The organism is Couchioplanes caeruleus, from assembly GCF_023499255.1.
GTDB classification, from domain to species: Bacteria; Actinomycetota; Actinomycetes; order Mycobacteriales; family Micromonosporaceae; genus Actinoplanes; species Actinoplanes caeruleus_A.
This window is the reverse complement of record NZ_CP092183.1, coordinates 3938961-3954572: the sequence shown is the minus strand read 5'-3', so window position 1 is coordinate 3954572 and position 15612 is coordinate 3938961. Positions and strand designations below refer to the sequence as shown.

At 73.5% G+C, this 15612-nt stretch carries 15 protein-coding genes; 7 read left to right on the top strand and 8 right to left on the bottom strand.

Annotated features, from left to right (window positions below):
• The first annotated feature begins 63 nt into the window (after positions 1–63).
• Together COUCH_RS18230 and COUCH_RS18225 are read left to right on the top strand one after the other, a co-directional pair.
• A complete protein-coding gene (locus COUCH_RS18230) occupies positions 64–1281 on the top strand; it encodes a sensor histidine kinase (RefSeq protein ID WP_249613292.1) in 1218 nt (405 codons plus the stop codon).
• Entirely contained in the window at positions 1278–1937 is a 660-nt protein-coding gene (locus COUCH_RS18225; protein ID WP_275980119.1) for a response regulator, read from the top strand. The genes COUCH_RS18230 and COUCH_RS18225 overlap by 4 nt, the downstream gene beginning before the upstream one ends.
• A 514-nt stretch (positions 1938–2451) precedes the next feature.
• Here the strand turns inward: COUCH_RS18225 and mshC are convergent.
• The 5 genes from mshC to COUCH_RS18200 form a co-directional block, all read right to left on the bottom strand.
• Positions 2452–3690 carry a cysteine--1-D-myo-inosityl 2-amino-2-deoxy-alpha-D-glucopyranoside ligase gene (gene mshC / locus COUCH_RS18220; RefSeq protein WP_249613291.1) on the bottom strand — a complete coding sequence of 413 codons (1239 nt, stop codon included), beginning with the start codon at positions 3688–3690 and terminating at the stop codon, positions 2452–2454.
• Between the two features lie 79 nt (positions 3691–3769).
• The gene (locus COUCH_RS18215; protein ID WP_430640948.1) at positions 3770–4585 is read right to left on the bottom strand and encodes an SCO1664 family protein; all 816 of its coding nucleotides are present in this window, start codon (positions 4583–4585) and stop codon (positions 3770–3772) included.
• Positions 4582–5178 (bottom strand): DUF3090 domain-containing protein, encoded by a 597-nt coding sequence (locus tag COUCH_RS18210; protein ID WP_249613290.1) that lies wholly within the window; start codon positions 5176–5178, stop codon positions 4582–4584. Before COUCH_RS18210 ends, COUCH_RS18215 begins: the two co-directional genes overlap by 4 nt.
• Positions 5179–5295: 117 nt before the next feature.
• The gene (locus COUCH_RS18205; RefSeq protein ID WP_249613289.1) at positions 5296–5997 is read right to left on the bottom strand and encodes a histidine phosphatase family protein; all 702 of its coding nucleotides are present in this window, start codon (positions 5995–5997) and stop codon (positions 5296–5298) included.
• A gap of 2 nt (positions 5998–5999) precedes the next feature.
• Positions 6000–7052: an LLM class F420-dependent oxidoreductase gene (locus COUCH_RS18200; protein ID WP_249613288.1), complete on the bottom strand. Its 1053-nt coding sequence runs from the start codon at positions 7050–7052 to the stop codon at positions 6000–6002.
• 167 nt (positions 7053–7219) lie between these two features.
• On the opposite strand from COUCH_RS18200, the gene COUCH_RS18195 reads away from it, so the two are divergent.
• Positions 7220–8236 carry an aldo/keto reductase gene (locus COUCH_RS18195; protein ID WP_249613287.1) on the top strand — a complete coding sequence of 339 codons (1017 nt, stop codon included), beginning with the start codon at positions 7220–7222 and terminating at the stop codon, positions 8234–8236.
• A 5-nt stretch (positions 8237–8241) separates the two neighbouring features.
• Positions 8242–8433: a DUF5703 family protein gene (locus COUCH_RS18190; protein WP_199513022.1), complete on the top strand. Its 192-nt coding sequence runs from the start codon at positions 8242–8244 to the stop codon at positions 8431–8433.
• A gap of 238 nt (positions 8434–8671) precedes the next feature.
• On the opposite strand, the gene COUCH_RS18185 is transcribed toward COUCH_RS18190, so the two are convergent.
• On the bottom strand, positions 8672–9340 hold the full coding sequence (locus COUCH_RS18185) for a hypothetical protein (RefSeq protein WP_249613286.1): 669 nt from the start codon (positions 9338–9340) through the stop codon (positions 8672–8674).
• 42 nt (positions 9341–9382) lie between these two features.
• Positions 9383–10693, bottom strand: a complete 1311-nt coding sequence (locus COUCH_RS18180; protein ID WP_249613285.1) for a M20/M25/M40 family metallo-hydrolase — start codon at positions 10691–10693, stop codon at positions 9383–9385.
• Between the two features lie 67 nt (positions 10694–10760).
• Between COUCH_RS18180 and COUCH_RS18175 the strand changes: the two genes are divergently transcribed.
• Both COUCH_RS18175 and COUCH_RS18170 read left to right on the top strand, forming a co-directional pair.
• Positions 10761–11366 (top strand): hemerythrin domain-containing protein, encoded by a 606-nt coding sequence (locus tag COUCH_RS18175; protein ID WP_249613284.1) that lies wholly within the window; start codon positions 10761–10763, stop codon positions 11364–11366.
• 156 nt (positions 11367–11522) lie between these two features.
• Entirely contained in the window at positions 11523–12500 is a 978-nt protein-coding gene (locus COUCH_RS18170) for a LysR family transcriptional regulator (protein WP_249613283.1), read from the top strand.
• Positions 12501–12548: 48 nt separating this feature from the next.
• On the opposite strand, the gene COUCH_RS18165 is transcribed toward COUCH_RS18170, so the two are convergent.
• Positions 12549–15086 carry an ATP-dependent Clp protease ATP-binding subunit gene (locus COUCH_RS18165; RefSeq protein ID WP_249613282.1) on the bottom strand — a complete coding sequence of 846 codons (2538 nt, stop codon included), beginning with the start codon at positions 15084–15086 and terminating at the stop codon, positions 12549–12551.
• 123 nt (positions 15087–15209) lie between these two features.
• On the opposite strand from COUCH_RS18165, the gene COUCH_RS18160 reads away from it, so the two are divergent.
• A complete protein-coding gene (locus tag COUCH_RS18160; protein WP_249613281.1) occupies positions 15210–15584 on the top strand; it encodes a hypothetical protein in 375 nt (124 codons plus the stop codon).
• Positions 15585–15612 lie beyond the last annotated feature (28 nt).

Sequence of the window (15612 nt, the reverse complement as noted above, 5' to 3'; positions counted from 1 at the left end):
GGAGGACGGGCGGTCCCCCGCGCGGCGGTCTCGCGGGCCGGGCCGGGCCCGTACGGTCGAACAGTGATCCGCAAGCCACGCCCGCTCGACCTCGCGCTCGGCGCCGGGTTCGCCGCGTTCGCCTTGATCGAGGAGTACGTCGTCCGGATGCCGGGGCGCTGGTGGCCGTACGCGCTGGCGGTGTGCACGGCCCTGGTCGTCGCCCGGCGCGCCGTGCCGCTGCTCGCGATGGCGGTGAACAGCGTGGCCGCGTGCTCGTTCTTCTACGCCGAGACCCCGGTCAGCTACCGGCTGTGGCAGCTCGTCGCGATGATGATCTCGGCGTACACGGTGGGTCAGCTCGTCCCGGGCCCGCAGGCCGGCCGCCGCGACCGGCTGCGCGCGGCCACCGGCGCCGCGCTGGTCCTGCTCACCGCGCTGCTGTACTGGGAGAACGACCGCACCGACCCGATGGCCGCGTTCTTCTTCACGACCGCCCCGTACGCGCTGGGCGCCGCGGTCGCCGCGCAGGCCCGCCGGCTGGCCGACACCGCCGCGGTGCGCGCGTCGATCCGCGAGCAGCAGGCCCGGGAGGCGGTGATGGAGGAACGTGTCCGCATCGCCCGGGAACTGCACGACATGGTCGCGCACAGTGTGACGGTGATGGTCATCCAGGCCGGTGCCGTCCGGCGGCGCCTCGACGCGGGGCTCGCCGTCGACGCGGACCTCCTGCAGGGCATCGAGGAGGCCGGCCGCGAGGCGGTGGGCGAGCTGCGCCGCACCCTCGGCCTGCTGCGGGGAGACGCCGCCCCGACGGCGCCGCCGGCCGGCCTCGACCGGCTCGACGACCTGGCCGGCCAGGTCCGGGAGGCGGGCCTCAAGGTCGTTCTCGACCGTACGGGGACCCCGACGACGTTGCCGCCGGCGGCCGACCTCTCGGCGTACCGGATCATCCAGGAGGCCCTCACGAACGTGCTGAAGCACGGCGGCGCGTCGGCCGCGACGGTGACGATCGCCGCGGAGGCCGGGGGCGTACGGCTCACCGTCGAGAACGACGGCCCGGTCGTGCCGCCGCCGGCGGCCGGCAACGGGCAGGGGCTGATCGGGATGCGCGAACGGGTGGCGCTGTTCGGCGGTACGTTCGCCGCCGGGCCCCGATCGGAGGGCGGGTTCGCGGTACGGGCGTGGCTGCCGGCGCTGCCGGGGACGGGCTCGCCGCCGGCGGTTGCCACCTCGGCGCCCGCCGGGCCGCCGCCGCCTGACAGGTCTCGGCCGGCGCCTTCCTCCGGGGCGGGGTCGTGAGCGGGGAGATCTCCGTCGTCATCGCGGACGACCAGAAGATGGTCCGCGCCGGGCTGCGGATGGTCATCGAGACCGAGCCGGACCTGCGGGTCGTCGGCGAGGCGGGCGACGGCGTGGAGGCGGTCACCCTCACCCGGCGGCTGCGCCCCGACGTGGTGCTGATGGACATCGCGATGCCCCGCCAGGACGGCCTCGCCGCTACCCGCGCCCTGCTGTCCGCCCCGAACCCGCCGCGGATCATCGTGCTGACGACCTTCGACACCGACGAGAACCTGTACCGGGCGCTGCAGGCGGGGGCGAGCGGCTTCCTGCTGAAGGTGTCGTCGCCCGAGCACCTGATCACGGCGGTCCGGGTGGTGGCGGCCGGCGAGGCGCTGCTCGACCCGGCGGTGACGACCCGGGTCATCTCGGCGTTCGCGGGCCGGCCCGGCCCCGCGGCGCCACCCGAACTGGACACGCTCACTCCCCGCGAGACCGACGTGCTGCGCCTGCTGGCCCGTGGCATGTCCAACGCGGAGATCGCCGCGGACCTGGCGGTGGGCGAGGCGACGGTGAAGACGCACGTGGCGCGGGTGCTGATGAAGCTGGGGCTGCGGGACCGGGTGCAGGCGGTCGTGTACGCCTACGAGTCCGGGCTGGTCAGAGCCGGTCGCTAGCGCACCCCCGCCCGGACCACACCAGGCCGCCGAGTCCGGCCGCGCGCCGTCGGGCCCCCACCGGCCCGAGCGCACCAGGCCGCTGGAACGGCCACCCACCGCGACCGCACCGGGCCGCCGGGCCTACCGTCCACCGCGACCCCACCGGGCCGCCGGACTGACCATCCACCGCGATCCCACCGGGCCGCTGGGCCGGGCCGCGGGGCCGGGCCGCCGGGCCGGGCAGCCAGGGCCGGGCCGCCGGGCCGCCGGGCCGTCACCGCGACCGCCAGACCCGGCTCGCCACCGCAACCGAAGTGGCCCGCGAGGTGCCGACCGTCACCGCCACCGCGGCCCGCCGGGCCGGGCCGCCGGACCGGGCAGCCAGGCCGGGCAGCCGGACCGGGCAGCCGGACCGGGCAGCCGGACCGGGCAGCCGGACCGGGCAGCCGGACCGGGCAGGCAGGGCCGCCAGAGAACCGGAGCGCACCGGTCCGCCGGGCGCGGCTGCCGGCCTCGTGCGTGGCGGCGCTGCCTACAGCCGGATGCCGAGCAGTGCGTCCACCGTGCGGGACATCAGCTCCGGGGCTGCGGTGTCGTCGCCGGTGCCGGACAGGGCCGCCTCCGTCCAGGCGTCGATCAGGGCGAGCGCCGCCGGGGTGTCGAGGTCGTTGTGCAGGGCCTCGCGGACCGCGGCGAGCAGGCCTTCGCCCGACGGGCCGGCCGGGGCGGCCGCCGCGGAGCGCCAGCGGGCCAGGCGCTGCTGGCCGGTCTTGAGGACGTCGTCGGTCCACTGGCGGTCGGTGCGGTAGTGCTCGGCGATCAGGCCGAGGCGGACCGCCATGGGGTCGACGCCGTCGCCGCGAAGGCGGGAGACGAAGACCAGGTTGCCCTTGGACTTCGACATCTTCTCGCCGTCGAGGCCGATCATGCCGGCGTGCACGTAATGGGCGGCGAACGGGGCGCGGCCGGTGAGGCGCTCGGCGTGGGCGGCGGAGCACTCGTGGTGCGGGTACAGCAGGTCGTTGCCGCCGCCCTGGACGTCGATGGTGTCGCCGAGCAGGCCGATGGCGATCGTCGCGCACTCGATGTGCCAGCCGGGGCGTCCGGGGCCGAGGTCGCCGCCCTCCCAGGCCGGCTCGCCGTCGCGGGCGCCGCGCCACAGCAGGGGGTCGAGCGGGTCGCGTTTGCCCTCGCGGCCGGGGTCGCCGCCCCGCTCGGCGGACAGGACCAGCATCTCGTCGCGGGTCAGGCCGGACTCGTAGCCGAACGAGGGCGCCGCGGCGATCGAGAAGTAGACGTCGCCGGTGCCGTCCTCGAGGGTGTACGCCGACCCGTCCGCGAGCAGCTCCCGCACGTGACCGGCGATCGCGGGGATCGACTCCACCGCGCCCACGTAGTGCGCCGGCGGGATCATCCGCAGCGCCTCCATGTCCTCACGGAACAGGGCGGTCTCGCGCATCGCCAGCACCACCCAGTCCTCGCCGTCGCGGTTGGCCCGCTCCAGCAGGGGGTCGTCGATGTCGGTGACGTTCTGCACGTAGCGCACGTCCAGGCCGGCGTCGCGCCAGGCACGCTGCACCAGGTCGAACGTGATCATCGTGGCGGCGTGCCCGAGGTGGGTGGCGTCGTACGGCGTGATGCCGCAGACGTACAGGGTCGCGGCGGTGCCGGGCCTGGTCGGTGCGACCCGGCGGCGGGCGGTGTCGTACAGGGCCGGCAAGGCGGCCCTTCCCGGCAGGGTCGGCACGTCGTGCCCGGTCCATGCGTCCATGGTCACCGAGCCTATCCAGACCCACCGACACTTTCGCCCGGGGCGTGAGTAAAGACTCAAGAAGACGCGGCAGGCCGGGTCAGACCGGCGGCCAGGGCACCGCCGGCCAGTCCTGCGGTGGCTTCGGGAACCGTCCGGCGCGCAGCAGCCGCCGCACCCGCAGGCGCGCGTGCTGCACCTCGGAGACGGTCAGGTGCTCCTCCAGCTTCTCCCCCAGGTCGCCGTCGAGCTCGGCGGCGAGCCGGGTCAGCACCTCCACGCACTCGCCGGGCAGCTGCCGGCCGGTCCAGCCCCAGAGCACCGTGCGGAGCTTGTTCTCGACGTGGAAGCTGACGCCGTGGTCGACGCCGTGGATGCGGCCGTCGGGGGCGTACAGGACGTGGCCGCCCTTGCGGTCGGCGTTGTTGATGACCGCGTCGAGCACGGCGAGCCGGGCCAGGCGGGGGTCGTCGGCGTGGGCCAGCGCGTACGCGTCGCCGTCCTCGTCGCGCGCCGAGGCGACCGGGAACCAGCCCGGGGGCACGTCGTACGCCGGGACGAAGCCGATCAGCGCCTCGGCGTCCTCCGGCTCGTCGATCCACAGCTGACAGGCGCCGGGGCCGAGCGGCCCGTCCCGCAGGATCGTGGGCGGTACGAGGCCCCAGCCGGTGGCCTGCGACACGAGGAATGCGGAGACCTCCCGGCCGGCGAGGGTGCCGTCGGGGAAGTCCCAGAGCGGGCGCTCGCCGCGGACCGGCTTGTAGACGCAGCGGCGGGTCACCCCGTCGAGCGTGATCTCCGCGCGCAGCGTGGTGTTGGAGGCGTCGACGAGCCGGCCCTCGAGCTCCATCGTGCCGTGGTGGAGCAGCTCGAGGGCGTCACCCTCGGCGAGCGCCTGCGCCGGCTCGGTCGTCACCGGTGGTAGCCGTTGTGCCGGGGACAGAGGTGGCCGGCCGGGTCCAGCGGCTGGCCACAGAGCGGGCAGGGCGGGCGGCCGGCGGCGACCACGCGGCGGGCGCGGTCGATGAACGCGCGGGTCGCCTCGGGGGTGAGCCGGACGCGGAGCCGGTCGAGGTCGTCGTCGGGCTCGTCGTCCTCGTCGTCGTCGACCGCGGCGTCGTCGTCCTCCTCCTCGGCGCCCAGCTCGGCCTCGGCGTCGGCCTCGCCCGCCTCGATGGCCTCGATGACGACCGTGGTGGTGTCGACGTCGAAGGCGAGGCCGAGCGTGCCGACCCGGAACTCCTCGTCGACCGGGGTGTCGAGGGGCTCGTTGTCGTTGACGGCGAGCGGGGACGTCTCGGGCAGCTCGACGCCGAACCGCCGGCCGGCCTCGGTGAGCAGCTCCTCGAGCTTCTCGGCGAGCAGCGACACCTGGACCTTCTCCAGCGCCACGCTGACCACCCGCCCGCCACCGCGGGCCTGGAGGAAGAATGTCCGGTCGCCCGGCTCGCCCACCGTCCCGGCGACGAACCGCTCCGGCGGCTCGAAGGCATGCACCTGGTGGGTCATGGCAACGACCCTATCCGCCCGCGCGCACGATCGCGCGGCGCACCGGCCCGGTTCGCCGAGGGCGCAACGCGAGCCCCCGTCGCCGTCACACGCTGGTGACGCGGCGTACGCACGGGTTCACACGCCGGCGCCGGCGCCACCACCCACGGCGGCGTCGGACTGCGTCGCCGGGTCCGCCGCCTGCCCGTCCTCCTTCTTCACCGGGATCAGTCCGGTGAGGTCCGCGGTGTCGTTGAGGCGTACGAGGAAGGGCCGGGTGGGCGTGTACCGGATCACACTGATCGAGGCGGGGTCGGCGACGATGCGCTGGAACTCGTCGAGGTGCAGGCCCATCGCGTCGGCGACGATCGCCTTGATGACGTCGCCGTGGCTGCACGCCACCCAGAGCGCGTCGGCGCCGTGCTCGGCGGTCACCTTGGCGTCCCAGCGCCGGACCGTGGCGACCGCCCGCGCCGACATGGCCGCCATCGCCTCGCCGTGGGGGAACACCACCGCGCTGGGGTGCTGCTGCACGACCGGCCACAGCGGGTCCTTGGCCAGCTCCTTGAGCGGCCGGCCCTCCCAGTCGCCGTACCCGCACTCGGTGAGGCCGTCGTCGACGGCCGGGACGACGTCGGGCAGGGCGAGCTCGACCGTCTGCCGGCAGCGGACCAGGGGGCTGCTGACGACGGCCGCCAGCGGCAGTGCGCGCAGCCGTTCCCCGGCGCGCCGGGCCTGGTCACGGCCGGTGTCGTCGAGCTCGACGGGACGGCGGCCGGCGAGCTCGCCGGTGGCGTTGGAGGTGGTCCGCCCGTGGCGGAGCAGCAGGACGGTCGCCACGGCTACTCGGCCACGCCGGAGGCCTCGTACGCCTCCGCGACCGCGCGCAGCGTGGCGATGCCGCTCTCCAGGTCGCCCACGTACGGGCTCACCGACAGCGTGCCGACGCCGGCCGCCGCGTACTCGCGGATGCGCTCCACGATGCGCGCCTTCGGCCCGACCATCGACGTACGCTCGATGAAGTCCTGTGGCACAGCCGCCGCCGCGTCCCGGACCTTGCGGTCCAGGTAGAGGTCCTGGACCTGCCTCGCCTCGTCCGCGTAGCCCATCCGGACGGCCAGCTGGTTGTAGAAGTTCTGCTCGCGGCTGCCCATGCCGCCGACGTAGAGCGCCGCGTAGGGCCGGATCAGGTCCGCGCACGCGGCCACGTCGTCGCCGAGGGCGACCGGCACGGTGGGGCACACGTCGAAGCCGGTGAGGCCGGCCCCGGACTTCGCGCGGCCGTGCTCGATGTGCTGCAGCTGCTCCCCCGCCGCGTCCGGCGCGTAGAAGATCGCCAGCCAGCCGTCGGCGATCTCGCCGGCCAGCTCCAGGTTCTTCGGTCCCACGGCCGCGAGATAGATGGGTACGGAATCCCGGGGCGGATGGAAGCCCAGTCGCAGCGCCTTCCCGGCTCCGCCCGGGAGCGGGAGCCGGTAGTGCTCGCCCTCGTAGGACACGGGCTTGCGCGCGATCGCGAGCTTGACGATGTCCACGTACTCGCGGGTGCGGCCGAGCGGCTTGGCGAACCGCACGCCGTGCCACCCCTCGGAGACCTGCGGGCCGGAGACGCCCAGCCCGAGCCGGAACCGCCCGCCGGAGAGCGTGTCGATGGTGGCGGCCGTCATCGCGGTCATCGCCGGGCTGCGCGCCGGGATCTGCATCACCGCGGCGCCCACGTCGATGCGCTGCGTCTGGCCGGCGATCCACGCGAGCATGCTGGGCGAGTCGGAGCCGTACGCCTCCGCCGCCCACACCACCGAATAGCCGAGCCGGTCGGCCTCCTGGGCCATCGCCAGGTGATCGGCGGGGGTGCTCCACGAGGTCTGGTATCCGAGGCTGAGTCCGAGCCGCACGGGTCCTCCCGTTCCTGCTGGCAGGGCCGCGATGCCCCGCGCTACGAAGCCTAGGCGACCACGCTGAGTGATCTTCGGGCCCTCGGGTCGCGTACCCGACGGTTCTGCGGCACTGTTGAGCTCTCAACAGCGTTCCGCCGGTGGTCCCCTCTGAATAAGGTTCACCCATGCAACAGCGACCGCTCGGCCGAAGCGGGCTGGCGGTCTCGCGGCTCGCGCTCGGCACCATGACCTGGGGACGGGACACCGACCCCGACGACGCGGCCGCGCAGCTGAAACTCTTCCTCGACGCGGGCGGCACGCTGATCGACACCGCCGACGTGTACGGCGACGGCGACGCCGAGGCGGTCATCGGGTCGCTGCTGGACCACATGGTGCCCCGCGACGAGGTGCTGATCGCCACAAAAGCGGGCCTGGGCCATTCGCCGCACCGCCGTCGCGACAGCTCGCGCGGTCACCTCCTGCGGACGCTCGACGCCTCGCTGCGCCGGCTCGGCACCGACTACGTCGACCTGTGGCAGTTGCACGGTTACGACCCGCAGACGCCGCTGGAGGAGACCCTGTCCGCGCTGGACCACGCGGTCAACAGCGGCCGGGTGCGCTACGTCGGGGTGTCCAACTTCGCCGGTTGGCAGACCGCGCAGGTGGCGATGTGGCAGCGGGCGTACCCGGCGCGCGCGCCGATCGTGGCCACCCAGATGGAGTATTCGCTGCTGGAACGCGGCATCGAGCGTGAGGTGATGCCCGCGGCCGCGGCTCTGGGCATCGGTGTGCTGCCGTGGTCGCCGCTGGGCCGTGGCGTGCTGACGGGCAAGTACCGCAACGGCCGCCCGCTGGACTCGCGCGCGGCCACCGACCACCTGGCGCCGTTCGTGCAGACGTACCTGGAGCCGCGCAGCTCCAGCATCGTGGAGGCGGTGGTCACGGCGGCGGCCGGTCTCGGCGTCGAGCCGCTGGAGGTGGCCCTGGCCTGGATCCGCGACCGCCCCGGAGTGGCCGCGCCGATCCTCGGTGCCCGTACGGCGGGCCAGTTGCAGGGGGCGTTGCTCAGCGACGAGCTGACCCTGCCGTCCGAGATAGCCCAGGCCCTGGACGACGTGTCGGCGGTCCCGCTGGGCTATCCGGAACGCGAGGGTCTGACCGGCCCGGGGACTGGTGGCACGCCCGAACCCGGCGCATATTAGGACCCATGGACTACGAGTACGCGCCGCTGCGGTTGCCGTCGAATGTCGATCGCCTGACCGCCGCGGCGCAGCTGGCGATCCAGGCAGAGTTCTCCGGATGGGAGCTGGCCCGCGTGCAGCTCTTCCGCGACGGGACCCGCCAGGTGATGCTCCGCCGCAAGGTGGGCACCACGGGGCAGCCCGGCATCTCGATATAACCGAAGAGGAAGACCACCATCGCCCGCCCCCGACGGGCGATCATTACGTCCTGGCGCAACCCGCCGGCCACGGGTGAAACGCACGACGCGCGTGGTGCGACCGCAACCCAAGTCGCACTGCGCCCCGCCGGTGTCGAGGGTGCCGAAACGGACGAGGCGAAGCCGTGGTTCGTTTCGGTGCCCTCGACACCGGCTTTTCCGGGGGCGCAGTGCCCGCCGGAGCGAAGCGCAGGCCAGTTCAATGGTTGTGGCCGGCGTGGTCGTCTTCCTCGTCGGGGAGGAACGGGTGCTCGTCGAGGCGCCCGACCAGCATGTCGTCCGGCCCCGGCGTGAACGGTCCGGCGCCGTCCTCGTCCGCGTACGCCTCGAGGTCGAGCGGCTCGCGGACCTCGGAGACCGTCAGCAGCCCGTCGAGCGGTTCGAGCTCCGGCACGTCGAGCGACGACAGCGAGCCGTCTCCCGCCTGGAGCAGCTCGAGGACCGCCTCGCCGACGGATTCGATCGGCTCGGCCTCCTCGTCCTCGGGGACGAGGCCGCGGCGGGCGTTGTCGGCGACCCGGAGCAGCGCGGCGACGCTCGGCACCCGGTAGTCGCGGCGCTGGCGGACGGAGATGACCTGGGGGTGCGGGTCGCTGCCGGTGCCGTCGAGGCCGCCGGCGGCGGCGTTGAAGCGGGCGGCCGCCTCGTCCGGGTCGATCGATTCGACGTCCCAGGGCGTGACCTCGCCGAACAGGTCGAGCAGCTGCTCGTCGTAGGCGAACGAGGCGTTGTTGAGGTCGACGTAGGCCTGCCACACGTCGTCGTCGTCGACCCGGCCCTGGGCGGCCTTGACCGCCGCCAGGTGGGCTTTGGCGGCCGCCACGACCCGGTCGAGGGCGGCGTCCAGGTCCGCGTACTGGTCGGTCATGGTGTGAAAAGTCCTCTCATCAACGGCGTCGTTGTCGGGACGTCAGCTCGCCCTGAGCAGCCGGTCGAGCACACGCACGCCGAACTGTAGTCCTTCGACCGGAACGCGCTCGTCGACGCCGTGGAACAGGGCTGAGAAGTTCAGGTCGGCGGGCAGCTTGAGCGGCGCGAACCCGAAGCAGCGGATGCCGAGCGTGCTGAAGGCCTTGGCGTCGGTGCCGCCGGAGAGCATGTACGGCACCGCGCGGGCGCCCGGGTCCTCGGCGCGCAGCGCGGACGCCATCGCGTCGACGAGGGCGCCGTCGAAGCTGGTCTCCAGGGCGGCCTGTTGCTGCAGGTGCTCGATCTCGATGTCGGGGCCGATCACGGCGCGCAGCTGCTCGAGGAACAGCTCGGTCTGGCCGGGCAGCGTACGGCAGTCGATGGTCGCGGACGCCTTGCCGGGGATGACGTTGTCCTTGTAGCCGGCCTCGAGCCGGGTCGGGTTGGCCGTGTTGCGCACGGTCGCGCCGATGAGGTTGGCGATGGGGCCGAGCTTGGCGATGGCCAGCTCCGGCTCGGCGGGGTCGATCTCGATGCCGAGCGCCTCGGAGACCTGCTCGAGGAACGCCTGCACGGTCGGGGTGATGACCATCGGGAACTTGTGCCGGCCGACCGCCGCGACGGCCTCCGCCAGGGCGGTGACGGCGTTGTCGTCGTGCACGAACGAGCCGTGGCCCGGCCGGCCACGGGCGTGCAGGCGCAGCCAGTCGATGCCCTTCTCCGCGGTCTCCACGAGGTAGAGCCGCAGGTCGTCGTTGATCGTGTACGAGAAGCCGCCCACCTCCCCGATCGCCTCGGTGCAGCCCTCGAGCAGCTCGGCGTGCTCGCGGACGAGGTAGCGGGAGCCGTACTCCATGCCGGCTTCCTCGTCGGCGGTGAAGGCGAGCACGATGTCGCGGGGCGGGACGACGCCGGTGCGCTTCCAGTCGCGGACGACGGCGAGCATCATCGCGTCGAAGTCCTTCATGTCGATCGCGCCGCGGCCCCACAGGTAGCCGTCCTTCTCCTCGCCGGAGAACGGCGGGACGGACCACTCACTCGCGTCGGCGGGAACCACGTCGAGGTGGCCGTGCACGAGCAGCGCGCCGCGCGACGGGTCGCTGCCGGGGATGCGGGCGATCAGGTTGGCCCGTTTCGGCGCGGACTCGTGCAGTTCGACGTCGATGCCGACCTCGGTGAGCTGCTGCGCCACGTACTCGGCGGCGGCGCGCTCGCCCACGGTGGTCCGGGGATCGCCGGTGTTGCTGGTGTCGATCCGGAGCAGGTCGCGGCAGATTCCCACGACCTCGTCGGCGGCGGTGACTGGTTCCATCCGCCCTTCTTACCAGGTGGGGCGGTGCGGCGTTTGGCGGGTGATCAGGTACGGGTATGACCCGGCCGTGTCCGTACACCTGCCTCCCCTGCCGCCGGTCGGCGGCGAGACGACCGGCCCGAACGTCGCCGATGTGATCGCCCGTGAGCACCGCGAGCTGCTGGCGCTGGCCGAGCAGCTGGCCGCCGGCGGGGCCGACGCCGCCCGCGGCCGTACCCTCGCCCAGGTGGTCGTGGCGGCCGTGTCCCGCCATCTGTCCGCCGAGGAGCAGTACGTGTACCCCGCCGTACGGGCCGTGGTCTTCGACGGCGACGACCTGGTGGAGCGGGAGATCACCGAGGACCGGGCGATGCTGGAGGCGCTGCGCCTGCTCGAGGCCGCGCCGGAGGACGAGCGCGCCGAGCGGGCCGCGGACGTGCTGCGCCGGTTGCGCCGTCACGCGGACGCGGCCGCCGCGGAGCTGATGCCGCTGCTGGTGCGCATGGCGTCGGTCGAGGATCTGATCCGGCTGGGCAACCGGGTGGAGACGGCGAAGGAGGCCGCGCCGACCCGGCCGCACCCGGGCACCCCGGCGACGCCACCGTGGAACAAGGTCGTGGATCCCGCGGTGGCCATCGTGGACAAGGTGCGTGATGTCGTGGGGCGGCGGACGACGTACCCGAAAGACCTTTGATCTTACTGATAGCGATAGATCCCACACGGACAGTTCCAGTATGGGCGTACGGGTTAGCTGCTTTGGTCCGTTTGTTTAACCCGTTTGTCACAACTGGAGGATCTTTGGCTGGCCGAAGGTCTAGCCGATATCGCGCGAACGTCCTACCGTCACGCTATGAACCTGGAGCTGCGGCATCTCAAGGTGGTCTGTGCCATCGCGGAGACGGGCAGCGTGACGAAGGCGGCGTCGCTGCTCGGGCTCGCCCAGCCGGCCCTGACGGCGCAGCTGCAGCGCATCGAGCGGACGCTGGGCGGCCCGCTCTTCGAACGCGACCGGCGGGGCGCCCGGCCGACCGCCCTGGGTGAGCTCGTGCTCTCCCGCGCCCGGGTCCTGCTGCCGGCGATGAAGGGGCTGCAGGACGAGGCGGCCCGGCTCGCCGGCGCGGGCTCGGACGACACGATGAGCCGCTACCGGATCGGGTCGATCGGCGGCCCGATCATCGGCGGCATGGTGCACCGGCTGTCCGAGGCCCAGCCGGACGCGCAGATCAGCACCCACGCGTCGTACTACGTGGAGGAACTGGCCACGATGGTGCTGGCCGGCAAGCTGGACTACGCCCAGGTCGGGGTCTGCGGCGACGCGCTCCCCTCCGCGGAGTACGGCCTCGTCTGGCAGACCATCGCGATCGACGGCGTGTGCGTGCTCATGCCGGAGAAGCACCCGGCGGCCAAGGGCGTCGACGTGGACCTGGCCGACCTGGCCGAGGAGCAGTGGGTGGCCGGCACCGGCGACGGCTGCTTCGGCGACTGCTTCGCCGCGGCCTGCGCCCGGGCGGGGTTCACGCCGAGGCGGATGCTGGAGACCGACATCCGCGGCTGTGTGGACATGGTGGAGTCGGGGCTGGCCCTCGCACTGTGCCAGCCGACGTTCCGGCCGCCCGGCGGGCTGACCCACGTGCCGATCCAGGGCGCGCCGCTGCGCTGGCGGCAGGTCCTCGGGTGGCACCCGGACAGCCCCGCCGCCCGGGTCGCGCCCCGGCTGATCAGCATGGCGAGCGAGGCGTACCAGGAGGCGGCGGCCCGCAACCCGCTCTATGTGGAGTGGCTGGAAGGTTATCCGCAGCTCGGCGCCCAGCAACTCGCGGCGGCATGAAAGAGCCCCGGCACTTCGTCGAAGTGCCGGGGCTTTCTGCTACGGGCGTCAGGCGGCGGCCGGTGACGGCGAGCCGACCTCGAAGGTCAGCCGGTCGTCCGCCACGCCGACGCGGACCGTCCGGCCGGGGGCCAGATCCGCGCCGAGCAGCATCCGCGACAGCCGGTTGTCCAGCTCACGCTGGATCGTGCGGCGCAGCGGCCGGGCGCCGTACTCGGGCTGGAAGCCGCGGGCGGCCAGCCAGTCGATCGCCGCGGGGGCCAGCTCCAGGCCGATGTCCTGCGCGTGCAGGCGGCGCCGGGTCTCCTCGAGCAGCAACTCGGTGATCTGCCGCAGCTGCTCCGTCTCGAGCTGCCGGAAGACGATGATCTCGTCGATCCGGTTGATGAACTCGGGGCGGAACTGCTCGCGCAGCCGGCGCTCCAGCCGCTCGCGCAGGTCGCGGTCCTCGCTCACGCCGGCGTCCGCGGCGCCGAAGCCCAGCGTGCGCTTCGTGCCGTTGATGATCTCGGACCCGATGTTGCTGGTCATGATGAGCACGGTGTTCTTGAAGCTCACCGTCCGGCCCTGGCTGTCGGTCAGCCGCCCGTCGTCGAGCACCTGCAGCAGGATGTTGAAGACGTCCGGGTGGGCCTTCTCGATCTCGTCCAGCAGCACCACGGAGTACGGCCGCCGCCGCACCGCCTCGGTCAGCTGCCCGGCCTCGTCGTAGCCGACGTAGCCGGGAGGAGCACCGACGAGCCGGGAGACGGTGTGCCGCTCCTGGAACTCGCTCATGTCGAGGCGGATCATGCGGTCCGACTCGCCGAACAGCGCCTCGGCGAGGGAGCGCGCCAGCTCGGTCTTGCCGACGCCGGTCGGGCCGAGGAACAGGAAGCTGCCCACCGGCCGGTCCGGGTCGCCGAGCCCCGCGCGGGAGCGCCGTACGGCCTCCGCCACCGCGGCGACGGCCTCCTCCTGGCCGACCACACGGTCGTGCAGGTGCGCCTCGAGCCGCAGCAGCCGCTCGCGCTCCTCCTCGGTGAGCTGCGCGACCGGGATGCCCGTGGCCCGCGAGACGACCTCGGCGATGTCCTCCGGGGTCACCTGCGGTACGCCGCCGGCGCCGGCGCCGGCCTGCTCCCTGCGCTGCTTGATCGCGTTGATCTCGTCGCGCAGCTGGGAGGCCTTCTCGTAGTTCTCCGCCGCCACCGCCTGGTCGCGGTCGCGGGTGAGCTGCTCGAGGCGGCGCTCCTGCTCGCGGACGTCCGCGGCGGGAGTCTTGACGCGCAGCCGCACCCGGGCACCGGCCTGGTCGATCAGGTCGATCGCCTTGTCCGGCAGGAACCGGTCGGTGATGTAGCGGTCGGACAGCTCCGCGGCGGCGTCGAGCGCCTCGTCGGTGATCCGGACCTGGTGGTGCGCCTCGTAGTTGTCGCGCAGGCCGCGCAGGATGGCGACGGTGTCCTCGACGCTGGGCTCGCCCACCAGCACCGGCTGGAAGCGGCGGGCCAGCGCCGCGTCCTTCTCGATGTGCCGGCGGTACTCGTCCAGGGTGGTCGCGCCGACCACGCGCAGCCGGCCGCGGGCGAGCGCGGGCTTGAGCATGTTGCTCGCGTCCATGCCGCCGCCGTCGCCGCCCCCGCCGGCCCCGACGAGCGTGTGGATCTCGTCGAGGAAGACGATCAGGCCGTCACCGCTCTGCTGGATCTCGTCGATGACCTTGCGCAGGCGCTCCTCGAAGTCGCCGCGGTAGCGGGTGCCCGCCACCAGGCCGGCCAGGTCGAGCTGGATCACGCGCTTGCCGGCCAGGGTCTGCGGGACGTCACCGTCCACGATGCGCTGGGCCAGGCCCTCCACGACGGCGGTCTTGCCGACGCCGGCCTCGCCGATCAGCACCGGGTTGTTCTTGGTACGCCGCGACAGCACCTCGACGGCCTGCTCGATCTCGGTGGCGCGCCCGACGACCGGGTCGATCTCACCGCGGCGGGCCAGCTCGGTGAGGTCCACGCCGTACTGCTCGAGGGTCGGGGTGTTCGTGGAGCCGCCGCCCTGACCTCCGCCGCCACCGGTGGCCGGGGCCTCGGACTGCTGCAGGGTGCGCGGGTCGACCCGGCTCGCGAGCAGCCGCCCGGCGGTGGAGTCGGGGTTGAGGCCGAGCGCCATGAGGATGTGCTCGGGGCCGACGTACGACGCGCCTACCGCGCGCGAGAGCTGCAGGCTGTCCAGCAGCGCGCGCTTCGCGGCCGGGGTCAGGGCCAGGTGCTCGGGCGGCTCACCGCCGCTCGGGCGCGACGCCGCCTCCAGCTCGGTGAGCAGCGCCTCGGGGTCCGCGCCGGCGCGGCGCAGCAGGGCCTTCTGCGGCTCCTGCTGCAGGGCGCCCCAGAGCAGGTGGTCGGTGTCGAGGTCGGCGATGCCCGCCCCGGCAGGTGCCGCTTCGGCGGCCCGGCGCGCCGCGTCCGAGAGGACCTCGCGCGCGTCGGCGCTCATGTACTTCGTGATGTCGATCCGCTGGGCGGAGCGCCGAGGACCTGCCGTGCCGAAGAAGCGGGCGACCAGGTCGTCCCAGTCGCCGGGGCCGCTCGGCCCCAGGGGTCCGATACTCATGAATCTTCTCTCTCCTGCGTGTCTCGGTGAGGGCCGGCGCGGAGCCCCTGCTCCCCACCGGTCACACCTGGCACAACGTCCTGAACGATCGTTCAATTCCGGTCGGTGTGAGACGCTGCTGACATGGCCGTACCGCTGCTGGTCGTGGACGCCGCCAACGTCGTCGGTTCCAAGCCCGACGGATGGTGGCGCGACCGCGCGGGCGCTGCGGCCCGCCTGCGTGATGCGCTCGTACAGATCAACGCCGATGGCCTGCCGGACCTTCCCGGCCCGGTCGAGGTGGTCCTGGTCGTGGAGGGTCGGGCTCGTCACACCGGCCCGGTCCCGGGGGTACGCGTCGACCCCGCGCCCGGCTCCGGCGACGACGAGATCGTGGCCGTGGTGGCCCGCGAGGGCACCGGGCGGCGGGTCGTCGTGGTGACCGCCGACCGCGGGTTGCGCGCGCGGGTGACGGCGCTGGGCGCGGAGGTACGCGGCCCCTCCAGCGTCCCGCGCTGAAACGGGCACTCGGGCACGACCGTCTCAT

What these genes read in the sequence shown, in the direction of transcription:
- COUCH_RS18165 (WP_249613282.1), bottom strand. Translation starts at nt 15,086, where the DNA reads ATGAGTATCGGACCCCTGGGGCCGAGCGGCCCCGGCGACTGGGACGAC.
- COUCH_RS18180 (WP_249613285.1), bottom strand. Translation starts at nt 10,693, where the DNA reads ATGGAACCAGTCACCGCCGCCGACGAGGTCGTGGGAATCTGCCGCGAC.
- COUCH_RS18190 (WP_199513022.1), top strand. Translation starts at nt 8,242, where the DNA reads ATGGACTACGAGTACGCGCCGCTGCGGTTGCCGTCGAATGTCGATCGC.
- COUCH_RS18170 (WP_249613283.1), top strand. Translation starts at nt 11,523, where the DNA reads ATGAACCTGGAGCTGCGGCATCTCAAGGTGGTCTGTGCCATCGCGGAG.
- COUCH_RS18160 (WP_249613281.1), top strand. Translation starts at nt 15,210, where the DNA reads ATGGCCGTACCGCTGCTGGTCGTGGACGCCGCCAACGTCGTCGGTTCC.
- COUCH_RS18210 (WP_249613290.1), bottom strand. Translation starts at nt 5,178, where the DNA reads ATGACCCACCAGGTGCATGCCTTCGAGCCGCCGGAGCGGTTCGTCGCC.
- mshC (WP_249613291.1), bottom strand. Translation starts at nt 3,690, where the DNA reads ATGGACGCATGGACCGGGCACGACGTGCCGACCCTGCCGGGAAGGGCC.
- COUCH_RS18195 (WP_249613287.1), top strand. Translation starts at nt 7,220, where the DNA reads ATGCAACAGCGACCGCTCGGCCGAAGCGGGCTGGCGGTCTCGCGGCTC.
- COUCH_RS18185 (WP_249613286.1), bottom strand. Translation starts at nt 9,340, where the DNA reads ATGACCGACCAGTACGCGGACCTGGACGCCGCCCTCGACCGGGTCGTG.